Origin of the sequence: Mycolicibacterium bacteremicum (assembly GCF_002086115.1) — a bacterium.
GTDB lineage: Bacteria > Actinomycetota > Actinomycetes > Mycobacteriales > Mycobacteriaceae > Mycobacterium > Mycobacterium bacteremicum.
In genome coordinates, this window is the sequence record NZ_MVHJ01000015.1 from 1 (window position 1) to 19,438 (window position 19,438).

The 19,438-nt window shown below is 68.2% G+C and carries 20 protein-coding genes; 12 read left to right on the top strand and 8 right to left on the bottom strand.

Annotated elements, in window-relative coordinates:
- Positions 1 to 47 precede the first annotated feature (47 nt).
- From BST17_RS17935 to BST17_RS17945, 3 genes are read right to left on the bottom strand one after another with little or no spacing between them, the layout of a single operon-like run.
- Positions 48 to 815 (bottom strand): GntR family transcriptional regulator, encoded by a 768-nt coding sequence (locus BST17_RS17935; RefSeq protein WP_083060254.1) that lies wholly within the window; start codon positions 813 to 815, stop codon positions 48 to 50.
- A 2-nt stretch (positions 816 to 817) separates the two neighbouring features.
- Positions 818 to 1,594 carry a 3-oxoacyl-ACP reductase FabG gene (fabG, locus tag BST17_RS17940; RefSeq protein ID WP_083060255.1) on the bottom strand — a complete coding sequence of 259 codons (777 nt, stop codon included), beginning with the start codon at positions 1,592 to 1,594 and terminating at the stop codon, positions 818 to 820.
- A gap of 8 nt (positions 1,595 to 1,602) precedes the next feature.
- Positions 1,603 to 2,592, bottom strand: coding sequence for a phosphotransferase enzyme family protein (locus tag BST17_RS17945; protein ID WP_083060256.1), 990 nt, complete (start codon positions 2,590 to 2,592; stop codon positions 1,603 to 1,605).
- A 252-nt stretch (positions 2,593 to 2,844) separates the two neighbouring features.
- On the opposite strand from BST17_RS17945, the gene BST17_RS17950 reads away from it, so the two are divergent.
- Genes BST17_RS17950 through BST17_RS17965 form a run of 4 tightly spaced genes read left to right on the top strand, consistent with a single transcriptional unit; the run spans position 2,845 to position 8,816 of the window.
- On the top strand, positions 2,845 to 4,371 hold the full coding sequence (locus BST17_RS17950) for an APC family permease (protein WP_234807720.1): 1,527 nt from the start codon (positions 2,845 to 2,847) through the stop codon (positions 4,369 to 4,371).
- A gap of 10 nt (positions 4,372 to 4,381) precedes the next feature.
- Positions 4,382 to 5,638 (top strand): aspartate aminotransferase family protein, encoded by a 1,257-nt coding sequence (locus BST17_RS17955; RefSeq protein ID WP_083060257.1) that lies wholly within the window; start codon positions 4,382 to 4,384, stop codon positions 5,636 to 5,638.
- Positions 5,635 to 7,704, top strand: a complete 2,070-nt coding sequence (gene pta, locus BST17_RS17960) for a phosphate acetyltransferase (protein WP_083060258.1) — start codon at positions 5,635 to 5,637, stop codon at positions 7,702 to 7,704. The genes BST17_RS17955 and pta overlap by 4 nt, the downstream gene beginning before the upstream one ends.
- Positions 7,701 to 8,816 (top strand): acetate kinase, encoded by a 1,116-nt coding sequence (locus BST17_RS17965; protein WP_083060259.1) that lies wholly within the window; start codon positions 7,701 to 7,703, stop codon positions 8,814 to 8,816. Before pta ends, BST17_RS17965 begins: the two co-directional genes overlap by 4 nt.
- Here BST17_RS17965 and BST17_RS17970 read toward each other — a convergent pair.
- The 4 genes from BST17_RS17970 to glnX are packed head-to-tail and all read right to left on the bottom strand — an operon-like array spanning position 8,740 to position 13,502.
- Positions 8,740 to 8,988, bottom strand: coding sequence for a hypothetical protein (locus BST17_RS17970; protein WP_083060260.1), 249 nt, complete (start codon positions 8,986 to 8,988; stop codon positions 8,740 to 8,742). The two genes, BST17_RS17965 and BST17_RS17970, sit on opposite strands and share 77 nt — an antisense overlap.
- Before the next feature lies 1 nt (position 8,989).
- Positions 8,990 to 11,230, bottom strand: coding sequence for a serine/threonine-protein kinase PknG (locus BST17_RS17975; RefSeq protein WP_083060261.1), 2,241 nt, complete (start codon positions 11,228 to 11,230; stop codon positions 8,990 to 8,992).
- Positions 11,227 to 12,183, bottom strand: coding sequence for a glutamate ABC transporter substrate-binding protein (locus BST17_RS17980; protein WP_083060262.1), 957 nt, complete (start codon positions 12,181 to 12,183; stop codon positions 11,227 to 11,229). The genes BST17_RS17975 and BST17_RS17980 overlap by 4 nt, the downstream gene beginning before the upstream one ends.
- Positions 12,183 to 13,502 (bottom strand): protein kinase G-activating protein GlnX, encoded by a 1,320-nt coding sequence (gene glnX / locus BST17_RS17985; protein ID WP_083060263.1) that lies wholly within the window; start codon positions 13,500 to 13,502, stop codon positions 12,183 to 12,185. The genes BST17_RS17980 and glnX overlap by 1 nt, the downstream gene beginning before the upstream one ends.
- Positions 13,503 to 13,588: 86 nt before the next feature.
- Between glnX and BST17_RS17990 the strand changes: the two genes are divergently transcribed.
- Complete coding sequence (locus tag BST17_RS17990) at positions 13,589 to 14,068, top strand: NUDIX domain-containing protein (RefSeq protein WP_083060264.1); 480 nt, start codon at positions 13,589 to 13,591, stop codon at positions 14,066 to 14,068.
- Here the strand turns inward: BST17_RS17990 and thiE are convergent.
- Entirely contained in the window at positions 14,040 to 14,681 is a 642-nt protein-coding gene (gene thiE / locus BST17_RS17995) for a thiamine phosphate synthase (RefSeq protein ID WP_083060265.1), read from the bottom strand. The genes BST17_RS17990 and thiE overlap by 29 nt on opposite strands.
- A 111-nt stretch (positions 14,682 to 14,792) precedes the next feature.
- Between thiE and thiO the strand changes: the two genes are divergently transcribed.
- From thiO to BST17_RS29325, 7 genes are read left to right on the top strand one after another with little or no spacing between them, the layout of a single operon-like run.
- Positions 14,793 to 15,791 (top strand): glycine oxidase ThiO, encoded by a 999-nt coding sequence (gene thiO, locus BST17_RS18000; protein ID WP_083060266.1) that lies wholly within the window; start codon positions 14,793 to 14,795, stop codon positions 15,789 to 15,791.
- Positions 15,788 to 15,985, top strand: a complete 198-nt coding sequence (gene thiS / locus BST17_RS18005) for a sulfur carrier protein ThiS (protein ID WP_083060267.1) — start codon at positions 15,788 to 15,790, stop codon at positions 15,983 to 15,985. The genes thiO and thiS overlap by 4 nt, the downstream gene beginning before the upstream one ends.
- Positions 15,978 to 16,736 (top strand): thiazole synthase, encoded by a 759-nt coding sequence (gene thiG, locus BST17_RS18010; RefSeq protein ID WP_083060268.1) that lies wholly within the window; start codon positions 15,978 to 15,980, stop codon positions 16,734 to 16,736. The genes thiS and thiG overlap by 8 nt, the downstream gene beginning before the upstream one ends.
- 7 nt (positions 16,737 to 16,743) lie before the next feature.
- Entirely contained in the window at positions 16,744 to 17,502 is a 759-nt protein-coding gene (locus tag BST17_RS18015) for an SGNH/GDSL hydrolase family protein (protein WP_083060269.1), read from the top strand.
- Positions 17,499 to 18,392, top strand: coding sequence for an ABC transporter ATP-binding protein (locus tag BST17_RS18020; RefSeq protein WP_083060270.1), 894 nt, complete (start codon positions 17,499 to 17,501; stop codon positions 18,390 to 18,392). Before BST17_RS18015 ends, BST17_RS18020 begins: the two co-directional genes overlap by 4 nt.
- Entirely contained in the window at positions 18,389 to 19,141 is a 753-nt protein-coding gene (locus BST17_RS18025; RefSeq protein ID WP_083060271.1) for an ABC transporter permease subunit, read from the top strand. Before BST17_RS18020 ends, BST17_RS18025 begins: the two co-directional genes overlap by 4 nt.
- A 50-nt stretch (positions 19,142 to 19,191) precedes the next feature.
- Entirely contained in the window at positions 19,192 to 19,365 is a 174-nt protein-coding gene (locus BST17_RS29325) for a hypothetical protein (protein ID WP_165762297.1), read from the top strand.
- The last annotated feature ends 73 nt before the right edge of the window (positions 19,366 to 19,438 follow it).

Consider the following 19,438-nt stretch of genomic DNA (forward strand, 5'->3'; position numbering starts at 1 on the left):
GGTGTTCCATGCTCCCGGGCATGACCAGCGCCGGTTCCTGGAACTGTTCAAACGCGATCTGGAACCGCGGCTGCGCAAGCTAGCGTGATGCCGGTGCCGCTGGTGGCGGTCAGCCGCACCCGGTCGGCCCGGAACAGGTCATAGGCGTATTCGAATGGCCTGCCGGATTCGGCGCGGGCCAGCCGGGTGATCGCCAGCAGTGGCTTGCGGTGCGCGATGTCGAGGCATTGCGCCTCCCGCGGGCTCGCGCTGACCACCTCGATGGTCTCGGTCGTGGTGGCCGGAGCCAGCCCGTAGCGGGTTTTGAACAGCTCATAGAGCGAACCGCCCAGCGGCTGCTCCAGCAGGTCGGGCGCCTGCTCGGCAACGAAGCAGGACTGGTCCACCGACAGTGGCACCCCATCGGCGTAGCGCAACCGGCGGATGACGAACACCGCCGCGTCCGGAGCGATCTCCAAAGCGACGGACTCGGCAGCGGTCGCCGGCCGGCTGTCGGTCGCCAGCACCTTCGTGTAACTGCTGTGCCCGCCGCTGTGCAGCAGCGCCGGCAGCCCGGCCTGCTCGGCGGCGTTGCGCTGCACCATGTCCGCGCGCACGAAGGTCCCACCTGCACGGCCGGTGCGGCGCTCGAGGACGCCGGCCTGGCTCAACGGCAGCAACGCACTGCGCAGCGTCGCCCTCGACACGCCGAACTGTTCGGCCATCTCACGTTCGGTGCCCAGCCGCGAACCCGGCCGCAGCGCACCGCTGGACAACATGGACAGAATCCGGCGGCGCACATCCTCGGCGACCGCTCCCCCCGCGGTTTCCTCCACGATCAGGTGGCCATTGCGTCCAGTGACTCGGGCAGGACCTGCCCACCGTCGACGGCGATGGCCTGCCCGGTGATGTAGGCGGCCTCCCGGGTGGCCAGGAACGCCGCCAGGTGACCGATATCCTCCGGGGTGCCCAGCGCGCCGGCCGGGATGGACCGCGCCATGCTGGCCAGATAATCCTCACCGTTGTCGAGCAGCCCCTCGGTGAGGATGTTTCCCGGCAGGATCGCGTTGACGGTGATGCCTTTCGGTGCGAGTTCGATTGCGGCAGTACGCATGAAGCCCAACTGCGCAGCCTTGGTGGCACCGTAGTGCGACCACCCGGGATAACCGGTGATGGGCCCGGTGATCGACGAGGTCAGCACGACCCGGCCGGAGCCCGAGGCGATCAGCGCGTCCAGGCAGGCCTGCACCGCGTAGAAGGTGCCGTTGACGTTGACGCCCATGATCTCGTTGAGCTGCTCCGGGGTCATGGTGGCCAGCGGTGCGTCGGGAAAGATCCCGGCGTTGGCGCACAACACATCCAGACCGCCGAACGTGTCGATCGCGGCCGCGGCCATCTCCGCGCAGGACTGCCGGTCGCTCACGTCGACACGTACCCCGAGCACCTTGCCGTCACCGAGTCCGTCGAGGGCGGCCACGGCCTCGTCCAACCCGGCCGCCGACCGGGCCGCAATCGCCACGTTGGCGCCCGCCTTGGCGAACACCGAGGCGATACCGCGGCCGATTCCCTTACTGCCGCCGGTCACCAGCACCGAGCGGGACTGCAGGTCGAACATCTGTCTCCTTAACGTAGCCAGGTCTGATCATGGAGGTACCGCTCGGCGAGCCGAGCGGTACCGAGCGCATATCCGGGACCGATCGCGATGGCGGCGTCGGCGTCGGCATGTGAGGCGATCCAGGCGGTCAGCTGGATACGCCGCAGCATCACGAAGGTAGGGATGAGGGCCAGGTGCTCATCGGACAGTGCCCGCACCTTCGTGTATCCGCGCAGCCACTCGGCCACGATGCGCTCGGCATCAGGGGTGTCCTCGATCCAGGACACCACCGCGCCGAGATCGGCCAGGTTCCAGCCCCATCCGGCATCGTCGAAGTCGATCACGGTGATGCCCGCCGACGGTGCGGCCGGGTCGACCATCAGGTTGGACAACCGCAGATCGGCGTGGATCAGGCCGAATCGGTCGGGGCCGGTGCCGTATTCGGCCAGCTGCTCGGTGATCTGATGTGCGGCGCGCTGAACCCAGGTCCGGTCCTGCTCTGACAGACCTGGTGCCTCTCGCCAATCGCCCCACCGGGCGCCGGGGCCCAGGATGTCGTCCAGGTCCCACCGGAAACGGGTGAAGTCCGCCGGTGCCGCCCAGCCCAGCACGTGCTCGTGCATGATCGCCGTCAGTTCACCGAGCTGGGCGAAACCGACCGCGTGCGGCACCTCCTCGGCGGTGCACCCGGAGATCAAGGAGACGGCGTCGACGTGCAACTCGCGGTCGTCCACCGCGGCGCCGACGACGTCCTCGCCGGACTGCGAACGCACCAATTCCGGGGTCTGGACGGTGGTGTCGCGGCGCAGTGCGGCCATCCAGGCCAGCTCCGAACGGATCGCCTGCGCGGAGTGGTACCCAGGTCGGTGCACGCGCAGCACGATCGGGTCGTCGTCGCACACCAGGTAGGTGGCGTTCTCGGACAGGCTCAACAGCCGCAACGGGGTGTCGGGCGCACGGCCATAGGCGGATAGTGCCGCCCGGGCGAAGCGCTCATGATCGGAAGGCAGTCCCGGCATGACGGACAGTGTGGACCAATTGTCGGGGCAAAGCAGACCAAATCGCGGATTTTTACGTGGCTGTTGCAATATTCTCAGCTTCGAAACGTGCCCGAAACACAGCGGAATGTCAGTCGAATTTCCCAGTTGACCAAGCGATCTGAGCGGGGTAACAATTGCCGGCGTCGTTCTCTGTCATCGGCATCGAAGCCGGCGACGCTCCTAAAACCAGACCAAATAGTGGTCCGGAACATGCCCTCAGATTGGGATCCTATGAGTGAGACTATCCAGCGCCTCAAGCCGAATGCGGTCGGCTTGATGGGTGTGCTGTTCATGGCGGTCGCCACCGCCGCCCCCATCACCGCCATGGTCGGCAACGTGCCCATCGCCGTCGGCTTCGGCAACGGCGCGTACGCGCCCGCCGGCTATTTCGTCGCGACCATCGTGCTGACGCTGTTCGCCATCGGCTACGCGGCGATGAGCAAACACATCACCGCCACCGGCGCGTTCTACGGTTACATCTCGCACGGGCTGGGTCGCATCGTCGGACTGGGAGCCGGCTTCCTGACCGCGCTGGCCTACATGGTCTTCGAGGCATCGCTGATCGGCATCTTCTCGTTCTTCGGTACCGACCTGTTCTCCTCGCTGTTCGGCATCGACGTGCCGTGGCTGGTGTTCGCGCTCGTCATGCTGGCCGTCAACGCGCTGCTGACCTACTTCGACATCAACCTCGCGGCCAAGGTGCTCGGCGTCTTCCTGGTCACCGAGATCGTGATGCTCGCCGCGATGGCTCTGTCGGTGCTCTTCACCGGTGGCGGGCCGCAGGGCTGGTCATGGGGATCGCTCAACCCGCTCAACGGTTTTCAGAGCCTTTCCGGCGTGGTCGAGGGCGCCGACGGCGCCACCATGGCCGTCGTCGGATCGGCCGGTGTCGGCCTGTTCTTCGCGTTCTGGTCGTGGGTCGGTTTCGAATCCAGCGCCATGTACGGCGAGGAGTCGCGCAACCCCAAGAAGATCATCCCGATTGCCGTGGTGAGCTCCGTGATCGGTATCGGCGCGTTCTACGTCATCGTGTCCTGGCTGGCAATCGTGGGCACCGGACCGGAGAATGCCGTTGCGCTGGCCCAGGATTCGGCGACGGCCGGCAACATCTTCTTCAACCCGGTACATGACCACCTCGGGCAGTGGGCCGTCGACCTGTTCAAGATCCTGCTGATGACGGGTTCGTTCGCCTGCGGCATGGCCTTCCACAACTGCGCGGCTCGGTATCTCTACGCACTCGGCCGCGAGGACGTCATCCCGGGGCTGCGCAAGACCCTGGGCGCGACCCACGACAAGCACGGTTCCCCGCACATCGCCGGCTTCGTGCAGACCGGGTTCGCCCTCCTGGTCGTGCTGTTCTTCGAACTCACCCAGCGCGATCCCTACACCGGGCTGTACGGCCTGATGGCCCTGCTGGGTACCACCGCCATCATGATCGTGCAGGCGCTGGCGGCCTTCTCGGTGATCGCCTACTTCCATGTGCACAAACGGCATCCGGAGACCGCCAACTGGTTCACCACGTTCCTGGCCCCGCTGCTCGGTGGCCTCGGCATGATCTACGTCGTCTACCTGCTGGCCAAGAACGCCTCGTTCGCAGCCGGTGCGGCGGCCACCGACTGGATATTCGCGGCCATCCCGTGGGTGGTGGGTATCGTCGGCATCGGCGGTGTGCTGCTGGCCGTGTTCCTCAAGTACAAGGACCCGCAGCGGTACGCCGAACTGGGCCGTACCGTGTTGGAAGAAGCCCACGAGCGCTGATTAAGGAATCATGCCTTTCTCCAACATCATGGACTCCAACAGCTATCAGGGTGGTCGGCTGGATGACCCCCTGATAGCTGCTCGGGGTCGTGTCCTGGGCCCGGCGTACCGGTTGTTCTACGACGAACCGGTTCATCTGGTGCGCGGTCAGGGCACCCGGCTCTACGACGCCGACGGGCAGGTCTACCTGGACGCCTACAACAACGTCGCCAGCGTCGGACACTGCCACCCGCACGTGATCGACGCGGTGACAAGGCAATTGAGCACGCTCAACACTCACACCAGGTACCTGCACGAGGGAATCGTGGAGTACTCGCAGCGGCTGTTGGCGACCTTCCCAGAGCCGCAGCAGGCCGGTGCCTACCAAATCATGTACGCCTGCACCGGCAGCGAGGTCAACGATCTGGCGTTGCGGGTGGCCGGTATGTACACCGGCGCCCGCGGCGTCATCGTCACCACCGAGGCATATCACGGAAACACCGAAGCGGTGACGGCCATTTCGCCGTCACTCGGCGGTGCGGCCACACTGGGTCCGCACGTACGCACCGTCGAACCGGACCTCAAGGGTCTGCCGGCGGCCATCGCCGATCTGCAGGCGTCCGGGCACGGTGTGAGCGCCCTGATCGTGGACACCATCTTCTCCTCCGACGGCATCTACCCCGATCCGACTGTCCTGGCACCGGCCGCCGAGCTGGTGCGGGCGGCCGGCGGGGTGCTGATCGCCGACGAGGTGCAGCCCGGTTTCGGGCGCACCGGGGCGGGCATGTGGGGATTCAGCCGGCACGGTGTGGTCCCCGAGCTGGTGACCACCGGCAAACCGATGGCCAATGGTATGCCGGTGGCGGCGATGGCCGCTCGCAGCGAGGTACTGGCACCGTTCGCCGAGACCGTGCCCTACTTCAATACGTTCGGCGGAAACCCGGTGTCCATGGCGGCCGCGTCGGCGGTGCTCGACATCATCGAGGACGAGAAGCTGATCGCCAACGCGGCAAGTGTCGGTGCCGCGCTGCGCTCGGCGGTGTGCAACCTGGCCGACCCGCGCATCGGTGCGGTGCGGGGCGTCGGTCTCTACCTCGGGGTGGAACTGCCCGACCGGGAATTCGCCCGTCGGGTGGTCAACGGCATGCGGGCGCGGCGGGTGCTGATCTCGGTGTGTGGGGCCGGGGGCAACGTCCTCAAGATCAGGCCGCCGATGGTGTTCTCGCTCTCGGACGTGGACTGGTTCATTGCCGAATTCGCGGAGGTACTGGCAAGCTTGGCGGAGTGACCGCGCCCGCAGCTTCGGCCATCTACATCGCCTCACCCGAGGGTGACACCGGAAAATCGACCATCGCGCTGGGCATACTGCACCGGTTGGCGGCCACCGTGGCACGTGTCGCGGTGTTCCGGCCCATCACCCGCCAGGGCGATCGTGACTACATCCTGGAATTGCTGTTGGCCCACACCACCGCGGGCCTGAGCTACGACGAGTGCGTCGGCGTCGGGTATCAACAGCTGCACGAGGATCCCGAGGCGGCCATCGCCGAGATCGTCGAGCGGTTCCACCATGTCGCCGAACGCGCCGACGCGGTGCTGATCGTCGGCAGCGACTACACCGATGTGGCGACGCCGAGTGAACTGAGCGTGAACGCCCGTATCGCGGTCAATCTCGGCGCGCCGGTGGTGCTCGCGGTCAAGGCCCAGGACCGGACCCCCGACGAGGTCGTCCAGGTGGTCGAACTGTGCCTGGCCGAGCTGGCCGCCCAGCACGCCCACACCGCCGCCGTGGTGGCCAACCGCTGTGACCCGGCACAGCTCGGCGCGGTGGCTGCGGCCCTGGGCGAGTTGGTCCCCACCAGCTACGTGCTGCCGGAGGAACCGCTGCTGGTGGCGCCGTCGGTGGCCGAACTGCGCGCGGCCGTGCACGGCGAACTCACCGGCGGCGACGAGGAATTGCTGGGCCGCGAGGCGCTGAGCGTGCTGGTCGCGGGGATGACCGCCGAGCACGTGTTGGAGCGGTTGCGGGACGGGATGGCCGTCATCACCCCCGGTGACCGCTCCGATGTGGTGATGGCGGTGATGGGAGCGCATGCGGCAGCGGGCTTTCCCTCGTTGGCCTGCGTCGTGCTCAACGGTGGACTGGCGTTGCATCCCGAGATCGCGCGGCTGGTCGACGGTCTCGGATCACGGCTGCCGATCATCAGCACCGACCTGGGCACCTATGACACCGCGCGGGCGGTGGCCAACACCCGCGGCCGGGTCACCGTGCACACCCAGCGCAAGATCGACACCGCGCTGGCGCTCATGGAGGAACACGTCGACACCGGCGATCTCATTGCGCGGCTGTCCATCCCGATCCCCAGCGTGGTCACCCCGCAGATGTTCACCTATCAGCTCATCGATCAGGCCCGCGCCGACGCCCAACGGATCGTGCTGCCCGAGGGCGACGATGACCGCATCCTGCGGGCGGCCGGCCGGCTGCTGGCACACCGGGTCGCCGAGCTGACGATCCTGGGCGACGAGCCGGTGGTCCGGGCCAGGGCGGCCGAGCTCGGTGTCGACCTGTCCGCGGCGACGGTGCTGAATCCGAAGACCAGCGAGCTGTGCGATCAATTCGCCGAGCAGTACGCCGAGCTGCGCAAGCACAAGGGCGTCACGGTCGACCAGGCCCGCGAGATCATCCACGACGTCTCGTATTTCGGCACCATGCTGGTGCACAACGACATGGTCGACGGCATGGTGTCCGGCGCCCGGCACACCACCGCGCACACCGTGCGGCCGTCCTTCGAGATCATCAAGACGCTGCCGGGGGTCTCGACGGTGAGCAGCATCTTCCTGATGTGTCTGGAGGACCGGGTACTGGCCTACGGCGACTGCGCCATCGTGCCGGACCCGACGTCGGAACAGCTCGCCGATATCGCGATCTCCTCGGCGCGGACGGCCGCTCAGTTCGGCATCGATCCGCGGGTGGCCATGCTGTCCTATTCCACCGGTACATCCGGTACCGGTGCCGATGTCGACAAGGTCCGCGCGGCAACCGAACTGGTCCGCGAGCGCGAGCCGGACCTGCTGGTGGAGGGGCCGATCCAGTACGACGCCGCGGTGGACCCGGCGACCGCGAAGACCAAGATGCCCGACTCGCCGGTGGCCGGCCGGGCCACCGTGCTGATCTTCCCGGACCTCAACACCGGCAACAACACCTACAAGGCGGTGCAGCGCAGCGCCGGTGCCATCGCGATCGGGCCGGTGCTGCAGGGGTTGAACAAACCGGTCAACGATCTGTCCCGCGGTGCACTGGTGGAGGACATCGTCAACACCGTGGCCATCACCGCCATCCAGGCGGCCCGCCGATGACCGCGCGTTCGGTGCTGGTCCTCAACAGCGGCTCCTCCTCGGTGAAATACGAACTGCTGGAACCCGAATCGGGCACGTCGCTGGCCGACGGCATCGTCGAGCGGGTGACCGACTACAGCAAGGCACTGGCCGAGGTGTTCGACGCGCTGCCCAGCCTGGACGGGCTGGTCGCGGTCGGGCACCGGGTGGTGCACGGTGGCGACAGGCTCTACCGGCCCACTCTCATCGACGATCAGACCATCGCGACCATCAAGGAACTGGCCCCGCTCGCGCCGCTGCACAATCCGCCGGCCCTGCTCGGCATCACCGAGGCCCGCAAGGCACTGCCGGACCTGCCGCACATCGCCGTGTTCGACACCGCGTTCTTCCACGATCTGCCCGCCGCCGCGGCCGAATACGCCATCGACCGCGACATCGCCGAGCAGTGGCACATCCGCCGCTACGGCTTCCACGGCACCTCGCACCGCTACGTCAGCGAGCAGGCCGCACTCTTCCTGGGCCGCCCGGTCGGGGACCTGAATCAGATTGTGCTGCATCTGGGTAACGGTGCCTCGGCATCGGCCATCCGGGGTGGCCGCGCGGTGGACACCTCGATGGGCCTGACACCGATGGAGGGCCTGGTGATGGGCACCCGCGGCGGTGACATCGACCCGGGCATCATCATGTATCTGTGGCGGACGGCGCAGATGAGCGTCGAGGACATCGAGACGATGCTCAACCGACGCTCGGGCGTGTACGGGCTCGGCGGCGAGGTCGACTTCCGGGAGCTGCACAAGAAGATCGATGCCGGTGACGCGGCGGCCCGGTCGGCCTACGCGGTCTACATCCACCGGCTGCGCAAGTACGTCGGCGCATACCTGGCCGTCCTGGGCGGCACCGATGTCATCACGTTCACGGCCGGGGTGGGCGAGAACGACGCCGCGGTGCGCCGCGACGCGCTGACCGGGCTGCAGAGCCTGGGCATCGAGCTCGACGAGGACCGCAACATCGCCAAAGACCGTGCTGCCCGCCGGATCTCGGCCGATGACTCGCCGATCAGCGTGCTGGTGATCCCGACGAACGAGGAACTGGCGATCGCGCGATCCTGTCTTGCCGTGCTCGACGCTCGGTGATGCCCAGCGCGATCAGCACATCGGCCGCGGTGATCACCAGTCCCCACCAGTACATCCACTTCATGTCGTGGTTCGGGGTGGCGCCGAAGTAGATGAGCAGGAAGATCGGACCGACGATGCCGTACACGAACAGCTGGCCCTGGATCTTCAGATAGATCTTGAGGGTGTCCACGTCAGAAGGTGCTCATCGGGCGCACGCTGTTGGCCAGGTCGACCAGGGCATACCGATGCTCCTGGGTCGGCGCGACACGTGCCAGCTGACGCAGGGCGGCCTCCACACCCAGTTGCAGACCGTGCTGGGTGAACGGGAAACCGAGGATGTGGTTGGTGCTGGCGGTGTTGTCGGCCAGCCAGTCCATCGCGGTGCCCAACACCAGTGCCCGGATCTGCAGCACCCGCGGCTCGGTGTCCGGCAGCGCCTCCACCCGCCGCGCGGCGCTGCGGATCTGTTGTTCGGTGACCTCGTTTGCGGAGCGTCCGGACAACAGCGTCACCGAGCTCGTCAGTCGCGCCGTGGTGAAATGCCTTGAGGTCGGCGGAACTTGGTCCAGGGTGCGCACCGCGTCATCGCGCTCACCGGCCGCCGACTGCGCGCGGGCCAGTCCGAAACCGGCCGAGATCACGCCGTTGTCGGTGCGCCACACCGTCTGGTAGAAGCGGCGCTCGTCGGAGGTCCCGGCCAGTTCGGCGGTCGCGGCCAAGGCCAGCTTGGGCGCCAGCTCGCCGGGCAGGGTGTCCAGTACCTCGGTGAAATACTTTGTCGCCGTGTCGTAGTCGGCGGTCAACATGGCGGCCACACCGCGGAACCAGGCCAGCCGCCAGCGCCAGCCGACGCGTTCGGCCAGCTCGTCGAGCTTGCGGGTGGCCTTGGTGACATCGCCGAGGTCCAACAGGGCGCGGGCCTCCATCAGCGGCAGCTCGACCGAGTCGGACAGGTCGACCCCCTCGGAGTCCAGCGTGCCGTGCCGGGCCGCGCGCAACGAATCCAGCGTCTGCACCGGCTGGCTCAGCACGGTCGCCGACAGGATGGGTGCGCCCACGTCGGCGGGATCGACCAGCGGGACCTGCAGTGCTTTGACGATTTCGGCGGCGGTGAGCTTCTCCGAGTGCACCTGTCCGTCGAGGTACACGTCGGTGTGTGCCACCAGCAGGTCCACCCCGAACGTCGAGCGCGGCGGGCTGAACACCGTGGACAGACCGGACCGGGCCACCCCGGTGTCCTGGGCGACGACCTCGCGCAGCACGCCCAGCAGCTGCCCGGACATCTCCTCGGCGCTGGCGAAGCGTCGCAGCGGGTCGGGGTCGATGGCGCGGCGCAGCAGCCGGCCGAACGAATCGTATTTGGCCAGCACCGGATCATCCTCGGGCAATCCGTCGACATACCGGCCCTTGCGGGTGCGCAGGTTCAGCGTCAGCGCCGCCAGCGTACGGCCCACGGTGTAGATGTCGGTCTGCACCGTGGGGCCGGTGCGCACGATCTCGGGCGCCTGGTATCCCGGTGTGCCGTAGAGGAATCCGAACGAGTTGATCCGCGAGACCGCGCCCAGGTCGATGAGCTTGAGCTGCTCCTCGGTGACCATGATGTTCTCCGGCTTGAGGTCGTTGTAGACCAGGCCGAGCGAATGCAGGTAGCCGAGGGCGGGCAGGATCTCCAGCATGTACGCGATGGCTTGTGCCACTGGCAGTTTGACGCCCTTTGCCTGCTTGAGCGAGGTGCCCCCGACGTACTCCATGACGATGTAGCCGACCGGTTCGCCGTGCTTGTCGTCATGTTCGACGAAGTTGAAGATCTTGACGATGGCCGGGTGGGTCACCTCGGCCAGGAACTGCCGCTCGGCCATCGCGGTGGCCTGGGCCTCGGCGTCACCGGAGTGCACCAGGCCCTTGAGAACCACCGGCCGCTCGTTGACGTTGGTGTCGTAGGCCAGATACACCCACCCCAGGCCGCCGTGCGCGATGCAGCCCTTGATCTGGTACTGGCCCACCACCATGTCGCCGGGACTCAACTGGGGCAGGAACGAATACGGGCTGCCGCAGTGCGGGCAGGTCCCTTCCGAGCGAGCCGGGCCGTCGGCGGTGGCGCGGCCGACGCGCTTTCCGCAGTTCCAACAGAACCGTTTGGACTCGGCCACCACCGGGTTGGTCATCAACGCGGTCAGCGGGTCCCGCTCGAAGACCCGCGGCACCTCGACCAGCCCGCCACCCAACCTGCGGACGCGGGACCGCGGCCGGGTCAGTACGCCGAGGGTGGTCGCGGACGGCTCGGTCGACGCGGTGGTGGTGCGGTCGGTGTCGTCGAAGTCGGGGCGGTAGACCGCCTGGGTGGCCATCGGCCGCACGGTGGCCACGGACTCGTCGTCGAGATCATCGAGATCGGCCAGGCTGGCCGGCTGGGTGCCCGGGTCCTCACTCATCCGGAGTACCTCGCCACCGGCGGTGCGGGCGTGGGACCCAGCACCGTCAACCACTTGCGGTACAGCGTGTTCCAGGTGCCGTCGCGGCGGATCCGTTCCAGGGTGCCGTTGACGAACCTGACCAGAGGCTCGTTGTCCTTGTTGATCCCGATGCCGTAGGGCTCCTGATTCATGCTGGGCCCGACGATGTGCAGGTACGGATCCTGGCTGACCAGTCCGGCCAGGATCGAGTCGTCGGTGCTGACCGCGTCGACCTGCCGCTGCTGCAAAGCGACCAGGCAGTCCGCCCAGGTGATCACGTCGACCAGGTTGACCGGCGGCTGGATCTGCTGCACCCGCTTGCGGGAGGTGGTGCCCTTCACCGCACAGACGCGCTTGCCGGACAGGTCCGAGGCCTGCCGGATCCGCGAGTCGCGGGCGGCCAGGATGCGCTGGTTGGCCGACAGGTATTCGGTCGAGAACGCCACCCGCTCGCGCCGCTCGCAGGTCATGCTCATGGTCTTCACCACGATGTCGACCTGGTTGTTCTCCAGCGCCTCGATGCGATCGGCCGAGGACAGGATCCGGTACTCCATCTGCGACGGGGTGCCGAAGATGTCGCGGGCCACCTCACCGGCGATGTCGACGTCGAACCCGGTGATCTCGCCGGTGATGGGATCGCGGAAGGAGAACAGATTGCTGCCGATGTCCAACCCGACGATCAGTCGACCACGGTTGCGGATGTTCTCGACGGCCTCGTCGGCATCGGCCCGGTTGGGGAACGGGCGCAGGCTCGCGGTGCGATCGCAGTCGTCGTTGTCCGGTAGTTCGGGGGCCGGTTCGGGCGGCGCGGTCTCCATCCCGGCCGGCGTCGGTGGGGCCAGCGTCACCTCAGGGATCGGTTCCACCGGCGTGCTCTGCTGGCAGCCGGCCAGCACGAGGGTGACGGCCAAAGCGCTGAGGATCTTCTTCACTAGCGGTACTCGCTCAGCCTCGGCCACAGGCCCAGCGTCACCGCGAACGCGGCGATGATGGACAGCGCGGCGGCGCCGACGGTCGTGCCGGAGAGCACTCGGCGGGCGTTCACGATGTCGGTGCGCAACTGGCTGCGGCTCTCCTCGATGGCCTGCGACAGTGCGGCATCCAGTGTCCCGAACGCCGGGGTGGAATCGTCCTCACCAGTGCCCAGCGCCACCTGTGTCGCGGCCTGGTAATCACCCACCGAGATGTAGGCGTTGATCCGGTCGTTGGACGCCCGCCACTTGCGCAACAGGTCGTCGGCACCGGCCAGGTCGCCCTTGTCGATGTCGTTGTCGGCGCCCAGATAGGCGGCCAGCTGCTGCTGGATGGTCTCGATGCGCTGGTAGTAGGACTGCTTGCGGACGTCTTCGTCGCCGCGGCGCACCAGCGCCAGGGTCTCGTCGGCGCGGGCCTGCTGCGCGGTGATCTGCATCGTCGTCACCGTCTTGAGCGACTGCGCCGCAGTGTTTTTCGCACTGCGGCTGTCCGCGGTGGAGATAACCAGTGCAGTGCCCACCCAGACCACCATAATCAGCACCGCCAGTCCGCCCGCCACGAAACCCATGTTGATCCGGCGCCGTGTCCGCTTGCTCAGCCAGCGGTTGGCGAACAGGCCGAACATGATGGTGGCCAGCACCACCAGGATCACCGGGGCGGGGATGCGGGTGGATGCGGTGGTCTCGGTGTCCACCCGCGCCGAGGTGGCCTCGTAGAGCCGCTGCGCCTCGGGCAGGATCTTGCTCTGCATCAGGGCCGAGGCCTCGGACAGGTACGACGAGCCCACCGGGTTGCCCGCCCGGTTGTTGGTCCGGGCCGTCTCCACCAGACCGGTGTAGACGGCCAGCTCGGCGTTGACCCGGCCGAGCAGTTCGATCATCGGTTCGGTGGTCAGGCCGGCCGATGCCCGGGTGACGGCCACCGACGCGTCGGTGATGGCCTGCTCGTAGCGTTCGCGAACATCCTGCGGTTCCGCGCCGGCGATGAAGGCGGTGGCCGCGGCGGCGTCGGCGACCGACAGGGTGGTGTAGAGCTGCCCGGCCGCGAAGGCCAGCGGCTCGCTGTGGTCGAGCACCGTGGTCAGCGCTTCCTGCCGATCGGTGATCGTCGTCGACGTCGCGAAGGCACAGGCCATCACCAGTGCCGACAGCACGACGCCGATGGTGAGGATCCGGCCCGGGGTGGTCCACAGGAACCACCACCGCGGGTGTACGGGATTGGTCGGCGAACGTGACGCCAACGGTTCGGTCGACGGGTGCGCCAACTCCACGGTCACGTGTCCGCGAACCTCCTCCCGTTTCTAAGAAGTCTAAGAGACATTGGAGTGACGTGTGGGAATTCGCGAGCCCCTATTCTTGAACAGTGCGGGGAGACGGTGACGGTTGGGTGTTGTCGGACGGCGGTGCCCACTTCTGGGGCCGGCATGGAGCCGCCGGTCTGCTGCTGCGGGCACCTGACATCCACGGTAGCTTCGTGGTCCTGCTGCAGCATCGGGCGCCGTGGAGCCACCAAGGTGGCACCTGGGGTCTGCCCGGTGGAGCGCGCGACAGCCACGAGACGGTCGAGGAGGCCGCCGTCCGCGAGGCGGCCGAAGAGGCCGGTCTGGAGGCCGGGCAGCTGACCGTCCGCGTGTCCGTGGTCACCCACGAGGTGCCGGGCTGGAGCTACACCACGGTGATCGCCGACGCCGCCGAGCGACTGCCGACCGTCGCCAACCGGGAGAGCTCGGAGCTGCGCTGGGTGGCCGAGGACGAGGTCGCGTCCCTGCCGCTGCACCCGGGCTTCGCGGCCAGCTGGGACCGGCTGCGCGTGGTCACCGCCGAGTTGCCGCTCCGTCCCTGAGCGCGGCCTTCAGCATGCGCGCCGCCGCCGCCGGGTCCTCGGCCTCGGTGATCGCGCGTACCACCACGATGCGTGTCGCGCCGGCGTCGAGCACCTCGGGCAGTCGGTCGCCGTCGATGCCGCCGATGGCGAACCATGGCTTGGCCGGCGCCAGCGCCGCGGTGTGCCGCACCAGGTCCAGGCCCGGTGCGGGGCGGCCCGGTTTGGTCGGGGTGGGCCAGCACGGGCCGACGCAGAAGTAGTCGACGTCCTCCGCGACGGCGCGGGCCACCTGATCGGTGTCGTGCGTGGACCGGCCGATCAGTGCACCCGGGGCGACCGCGCGGGCGACATCCAGCGGCAGATCGTCCTGACCCAGATGCAGGACGTCCGAGTCGGCCGCCCGGGCGATGTCGGCGCGGTCGTTGACCGCGAGCAGTGCGCCGTGGCGCCGGGCGGCGTCGGCGAGCACCTCCAGTGCCTGGAGTTCCTGGCGGGCCTCCAGCCCCTTCTCGCGCAGTTGGATGATGTCCACCCCGCCGGACAGCGCCGCATCCACGAACTCCGCGAGGTCACCGCGTTCGGAGCGGGCATCGGTGCACAGGTAGAGCGAGGCGGATTCGAGTCGGGACACCCGAGTATCCTTTCAGCAGACACGGGAGTCCCGGGAGCGGGGACTGAGAGTGGGCGCGCACCTGCCCTGACCGTCGTACCTGATCCGGGTCATGCCGGCGAAGGGAGAGGAATGCGGAACAACATGTTGGCAGTCATCGGCGGCGGTGTCATCGGCCTGGCGGTCGCCCGGCGTGCCGCCGCCGACGGCTGGTCGGTGCGGGTGCACCGCACGGCGGAGCGCGGTGCGTCCTGGGTGGCCGGCGGCATGCTGGCCCCGCACAGTGAGGGCTGGCCGGGCGAGGAGGCCCAGCTCGCAATCGGACTGGAATCGCTGAAACTGTGGCGCACCGGCTTCCTGGAGGGCCTGCCCGAGGGCATCGTGACGGCCCGTCAGTCGCTGGTGGTGGCCGTCGACCGGGCCGATGTTGCCGATCTGCAGACGGTCGCGAAGTGGCTGTCCGCTCAGGGGCACCCGGTGACCCCGACCACCGCGGCGCGGGATCTGGAACCTCTTCTGGCCCAAGGTATCCGGCACGGCTTCACCGCCGACACCGAGCTCGCGGTCGACAATCGGGCACTTGTGGGTGCGCTGGAGCAGGCCTGCGAGGCCGCCGGCGTGCAGTGGGCGCCGCCGGTCACCGACCTGGCCGAGGTCGACGCCGATGTGCGGGTGATCGCCAACGGTATCGACGCGCCGACGCTGTGGCCCGGACTGGCGGTCCGTCCGGTCAAGGGCGAGGTGCTCCGGCTCCGTTGGCGTAAGGGTTGTATGCCCCTGCCGCAGAACGTTGTTCGGGCCCGGGTGCACGGCAGGCAGGTGTACCTGGTGCCGCGTCCGGACGGTGTCGTGGTGGGTGCCACCCAGTATGAGCACGGCCGCGACACCACTGTGGTGGTGACCGGTGTGCGGGATCTGCTGGACGACGCGTGCGCCGTGATGCCCGCCCTCGGTGAGTACGAGCTGGCGGAGTGTGCGGCAGGATTGCGCCCGATGACTCCTGACGGGCTGCCGCTGGTCGGTAGGCTCGACGAACGCACGCTGGTCGCCACCGGCCACGGGCGCAACGGATTTCTGCTGGCACCGTGGACCGCCGAGCAGATCGCCGCCGAGCTCAGAGGGACGAGATGATAGTGCTGGTCAACGGCGAGGATGCCGATGTTCCCGACGGCACCACGATCGAGGATCTGGTGACCCGACTGGGGTTTCCGGAGAAGGGGATCGCGGTGGCGGTCGACTGGGAGGTGTTGCCCAGGTCGTCCTGGCACACCGTGCTCACCGACGGCGCCCGCATCGAGGTCGTGACGGCGGTGCAGGGTGGCTGACTCGACACTCACGATTGCCGGTAGGGAGTTCGGCTCGCGGCTGATCATGGGGACCGGCGGGGCCGCCAACCTCGCCGTGCTGGAGGAGGCGCTGATCGCCTCGGGCACCGAGCTGACCACCGTGGCCATGCGGCGGGTGGATGCCGAGACCGGCACCGGTGTGCTGGACCTGCTGAACCGGCTCGGAATTGCGGCGCTACCCAACACCGCGGGCTGCCGAGGTGCCGCCGAGGCGGTGTTGACCGCGCAGCTGGCCCGCGAGGCATTGGGCACCGACTGGGTGAAGCTGGAGGTCATCGCCGACGAGCGCACCCTGCTACCGGATGCCATCGAATTGGTCAGGGCGGCAGAGCAACTGGTCGACGACGGCTTCATCGTGCTGCCGTACACCAATGACGACCCGGTGCTGGCGCGCCGCCTGGAGGACACCGGATGCGCCGCCGTCATGCCCCTCGGGTCACCGATCGGCACCGGCCTGGGGATCTCCAATCCGCATCACATCGAGATGATCGTCGACGCGGCGAACGTGCCGGTGATCCTCGACGCCGGTATCGGGACGGCCAGCGACGCCGCCCTGGCGATGGAACTGGGCTGCGACGCCGTGTTGCTGGCCACCGCGGTGACCCGCGCCGCCGACCCGGCCACCATGGCCGCCGCGATGGCCTCGGCGGTGACGGCGGGGCACCTGGCCCGGCAGGCCGGGCGCATCCCGAAACGCTTCTGGGCACAGGCATCCAGCCCGTCGCTGTAGGCCATCCATGACCCGATACGTGGCGCTCGGTTCGTCGATGGCCGCCGGCCCGGGGATTGCCCCGACGGCTGCCGGCGCACCGCGGCTGGCGATGCGCTCGCAGCGCAACTACCCGCACCTGGTCGCCGCACGCCTGGGGCTGGATCTGGTGGACGTGACCTATTCCGGGGCCACCACCGCCCACGTGCTGTGCGACTCCCAACACGGACAACCGCCACAGGTCGAAGCGCTGGACGGTACCGAGGCGCTGGTCACGGTGACCATCGGCGGTAACGACGTCGGCTATGTCCCGATGCTGTCGGTGGCCGCACTGCCCGCGCCGTTGCGTGGGCTCCCGCCGTTGCGCGGGCTGCGCGACGCCGGACAGCGCCGCCAGGCACTGGCGGAGGTCGCCGACAGCCTCGTCGCGGTGGGCCGCGAGATCCGGCGCCGCACGCCCGACGCGCGGGTGCTCTTCGTCGACTATCTGACGTTGCTTCCGCCCGCCGGATCGGCGCCGCCGCTGTCGGACCGCGACACCGACCTGGGCCGGGAGATCGCCGCCGAACTGGCCCGGCTGACCGCGGACGCGGCGGCCGCGACCGGCGCGAGTCTGGTCGGGGCGGCGGCGGCCAGCGGGCAGCACCACGCGTGGTCTTCACGGCCGTGGACGACGCGCCCCAGCAGGTTCCCGCTGCCGATCCCCGGTCGCACCGCGCCGTTGCACCCCAACGCCGAGGGCATGCGCGCGGTCGCCGAACTGGTGGCCGCCGAGTTCGCATCATGATCGAACTCATCGGTCTGACAAAGACGTTCGGACGCACCCGTGCAGTCGACGAGCTGACATGCACCGTCGAACCGGGTGTGGTGACCGGCTTCCTCGGGCCCAACGGGGCCGGCAAATCGACGACCATGCGGATGATCGTCGGGCTGGATCGGCCGACCGGCGGGACCGTCACGGTGGCCGGACGCCGCTACCACGAGCACCCGCACCCGCTGCGCACGGTGGGTGCGCTGCTCGACGCCCGGCAGGTGCATCCGCACCGCTCCGCACGCGCGCACCTGCGCTGGATCGCCGCGACCAACCGGCTGGCGACGGCGCGGGTCGACCAGGTGCTCGACGAGGTCGGACTCGCCGAGGTCGCCGGTAGACGGGCGGGGTCCTATTCGCTGGGCATGCTGCAACGTCTCGGGATCGCTGCGGCGCTGCTCGGCGACCCGCAGGTGCTGCTGTTCGACGAACCGGTCAACGGACTGGACCCGGAGGGTATCCGCTGGATCCGGACGCTGATGCGCACGCTGGCCGCCGAGGGGCGAACGGTGTTCGTGTCCAGCCACCTACTGGCCGAGATGGCCAACACTGCCGATCGGCTGATCGTGATCGGGCGCGGCCGCCTCATCACCGCGACGACGATGGCCGACTTCCTCAGCCGCGCAGCATCGGTGCGGGTGCGCAGTCCCGAGCTCGAGCGACTGGCCGCATTGTTGCCGGGCGCCCAGCGCGACGGCGACGCCCTACTGGTGGACGGCAGCAGCACCGAGCAGGTCGGTGAGCTGGCCGCCGCCAACGGTATCGCCCTGCACGAACTCAGCACGCAGCGTGCGTCGTTGGAGGAGGCCTACATGACCCTCACCGACGCGGCCGTGCAGTACCGCGCAGGTGGTGCTGACGCATGATCTTCGGGGCCGTCGACGCCGAACGCATCAAGTTGCAGAGTGTCCGTTCGCCGCTGTGGCTGGCGCTCACGGTGGCGGTGCTGAGTCTGGGCTTCGCCGCCGTTCAGGCTGCCGCCGCTCTGCCCTACAGCACCCTGGGCCCCGAGCGTGCCGCGCTCGGTGTCGCGATGTTCGGTGTCCCGGTCCTGATGATCCTGGCGGCGCTGAGCGTCACCGGTGAGTACCGCACCGGGATGATCCGCACGACGTTCATGGCCACACCGCACCGGTGGCAGGTGCTGGTGGCCAAAGCGATTGTCGGCATCACGCTTTCCGGGGTTCTCGCCGCACTGATGTCGTTGGGTTCGATGATCCTGATCCAGGCGATGGTCGACGGGCGGCAGGGCGAGCAGCTCGCCCTCACCGAGTTCGGGGTGTGGCGTACCACCGGGGCGGTCGCCCTGTACGCGGGGTCGGCGGCACTGCTGGCGGTCGGCCTCGGCGCCCTGTTGCGACACAGCGCCGCGGTGATCGCCGTCTTGCTGTTGCTGCCATTCGTCGTCGAACCGCTGCTGGGAGCCACCCCGGGTGTCGGATCGAAGCTCGGCCCGCTGCTTCCCTTCGCAAACGCCAATGCATTCACCGGTATCCCGTGGCTGCAGAGCTTTTCCATGTTCTGGGGGCCCGTTGGGTCGGCTGTCTACTTTGCCGGGGTGTCCGCGGCGATGTTCGTGGCGGCGGTCATGGTGGTCGGGCGACGCGATCCCTAGCTGAGCAAACGTGTTCCGGAGCTTTTCCCGTACGTCTGAGAAGTTTGCTGGTGCTTATCGGCGAAGAATGGGCCGAAAAACGAATTTCTTGCAGTGTCAATTCCGGCGAGCGGATCTCCTACCCCACTGAACTGGCATTAACTGCTTTTGTGGCTGGTTTCACCGGCCCGTATTCGTTGCGTATGCAACGGAATGAAATTAACGTCACCGAAAGTCGGGTGTAGTCTCCGTTCCGGAATTACGTTGCTCTCCTGGGGAGCTGCCGACAGCTGGGGATCGGCAGGGGCAACGCGTCTC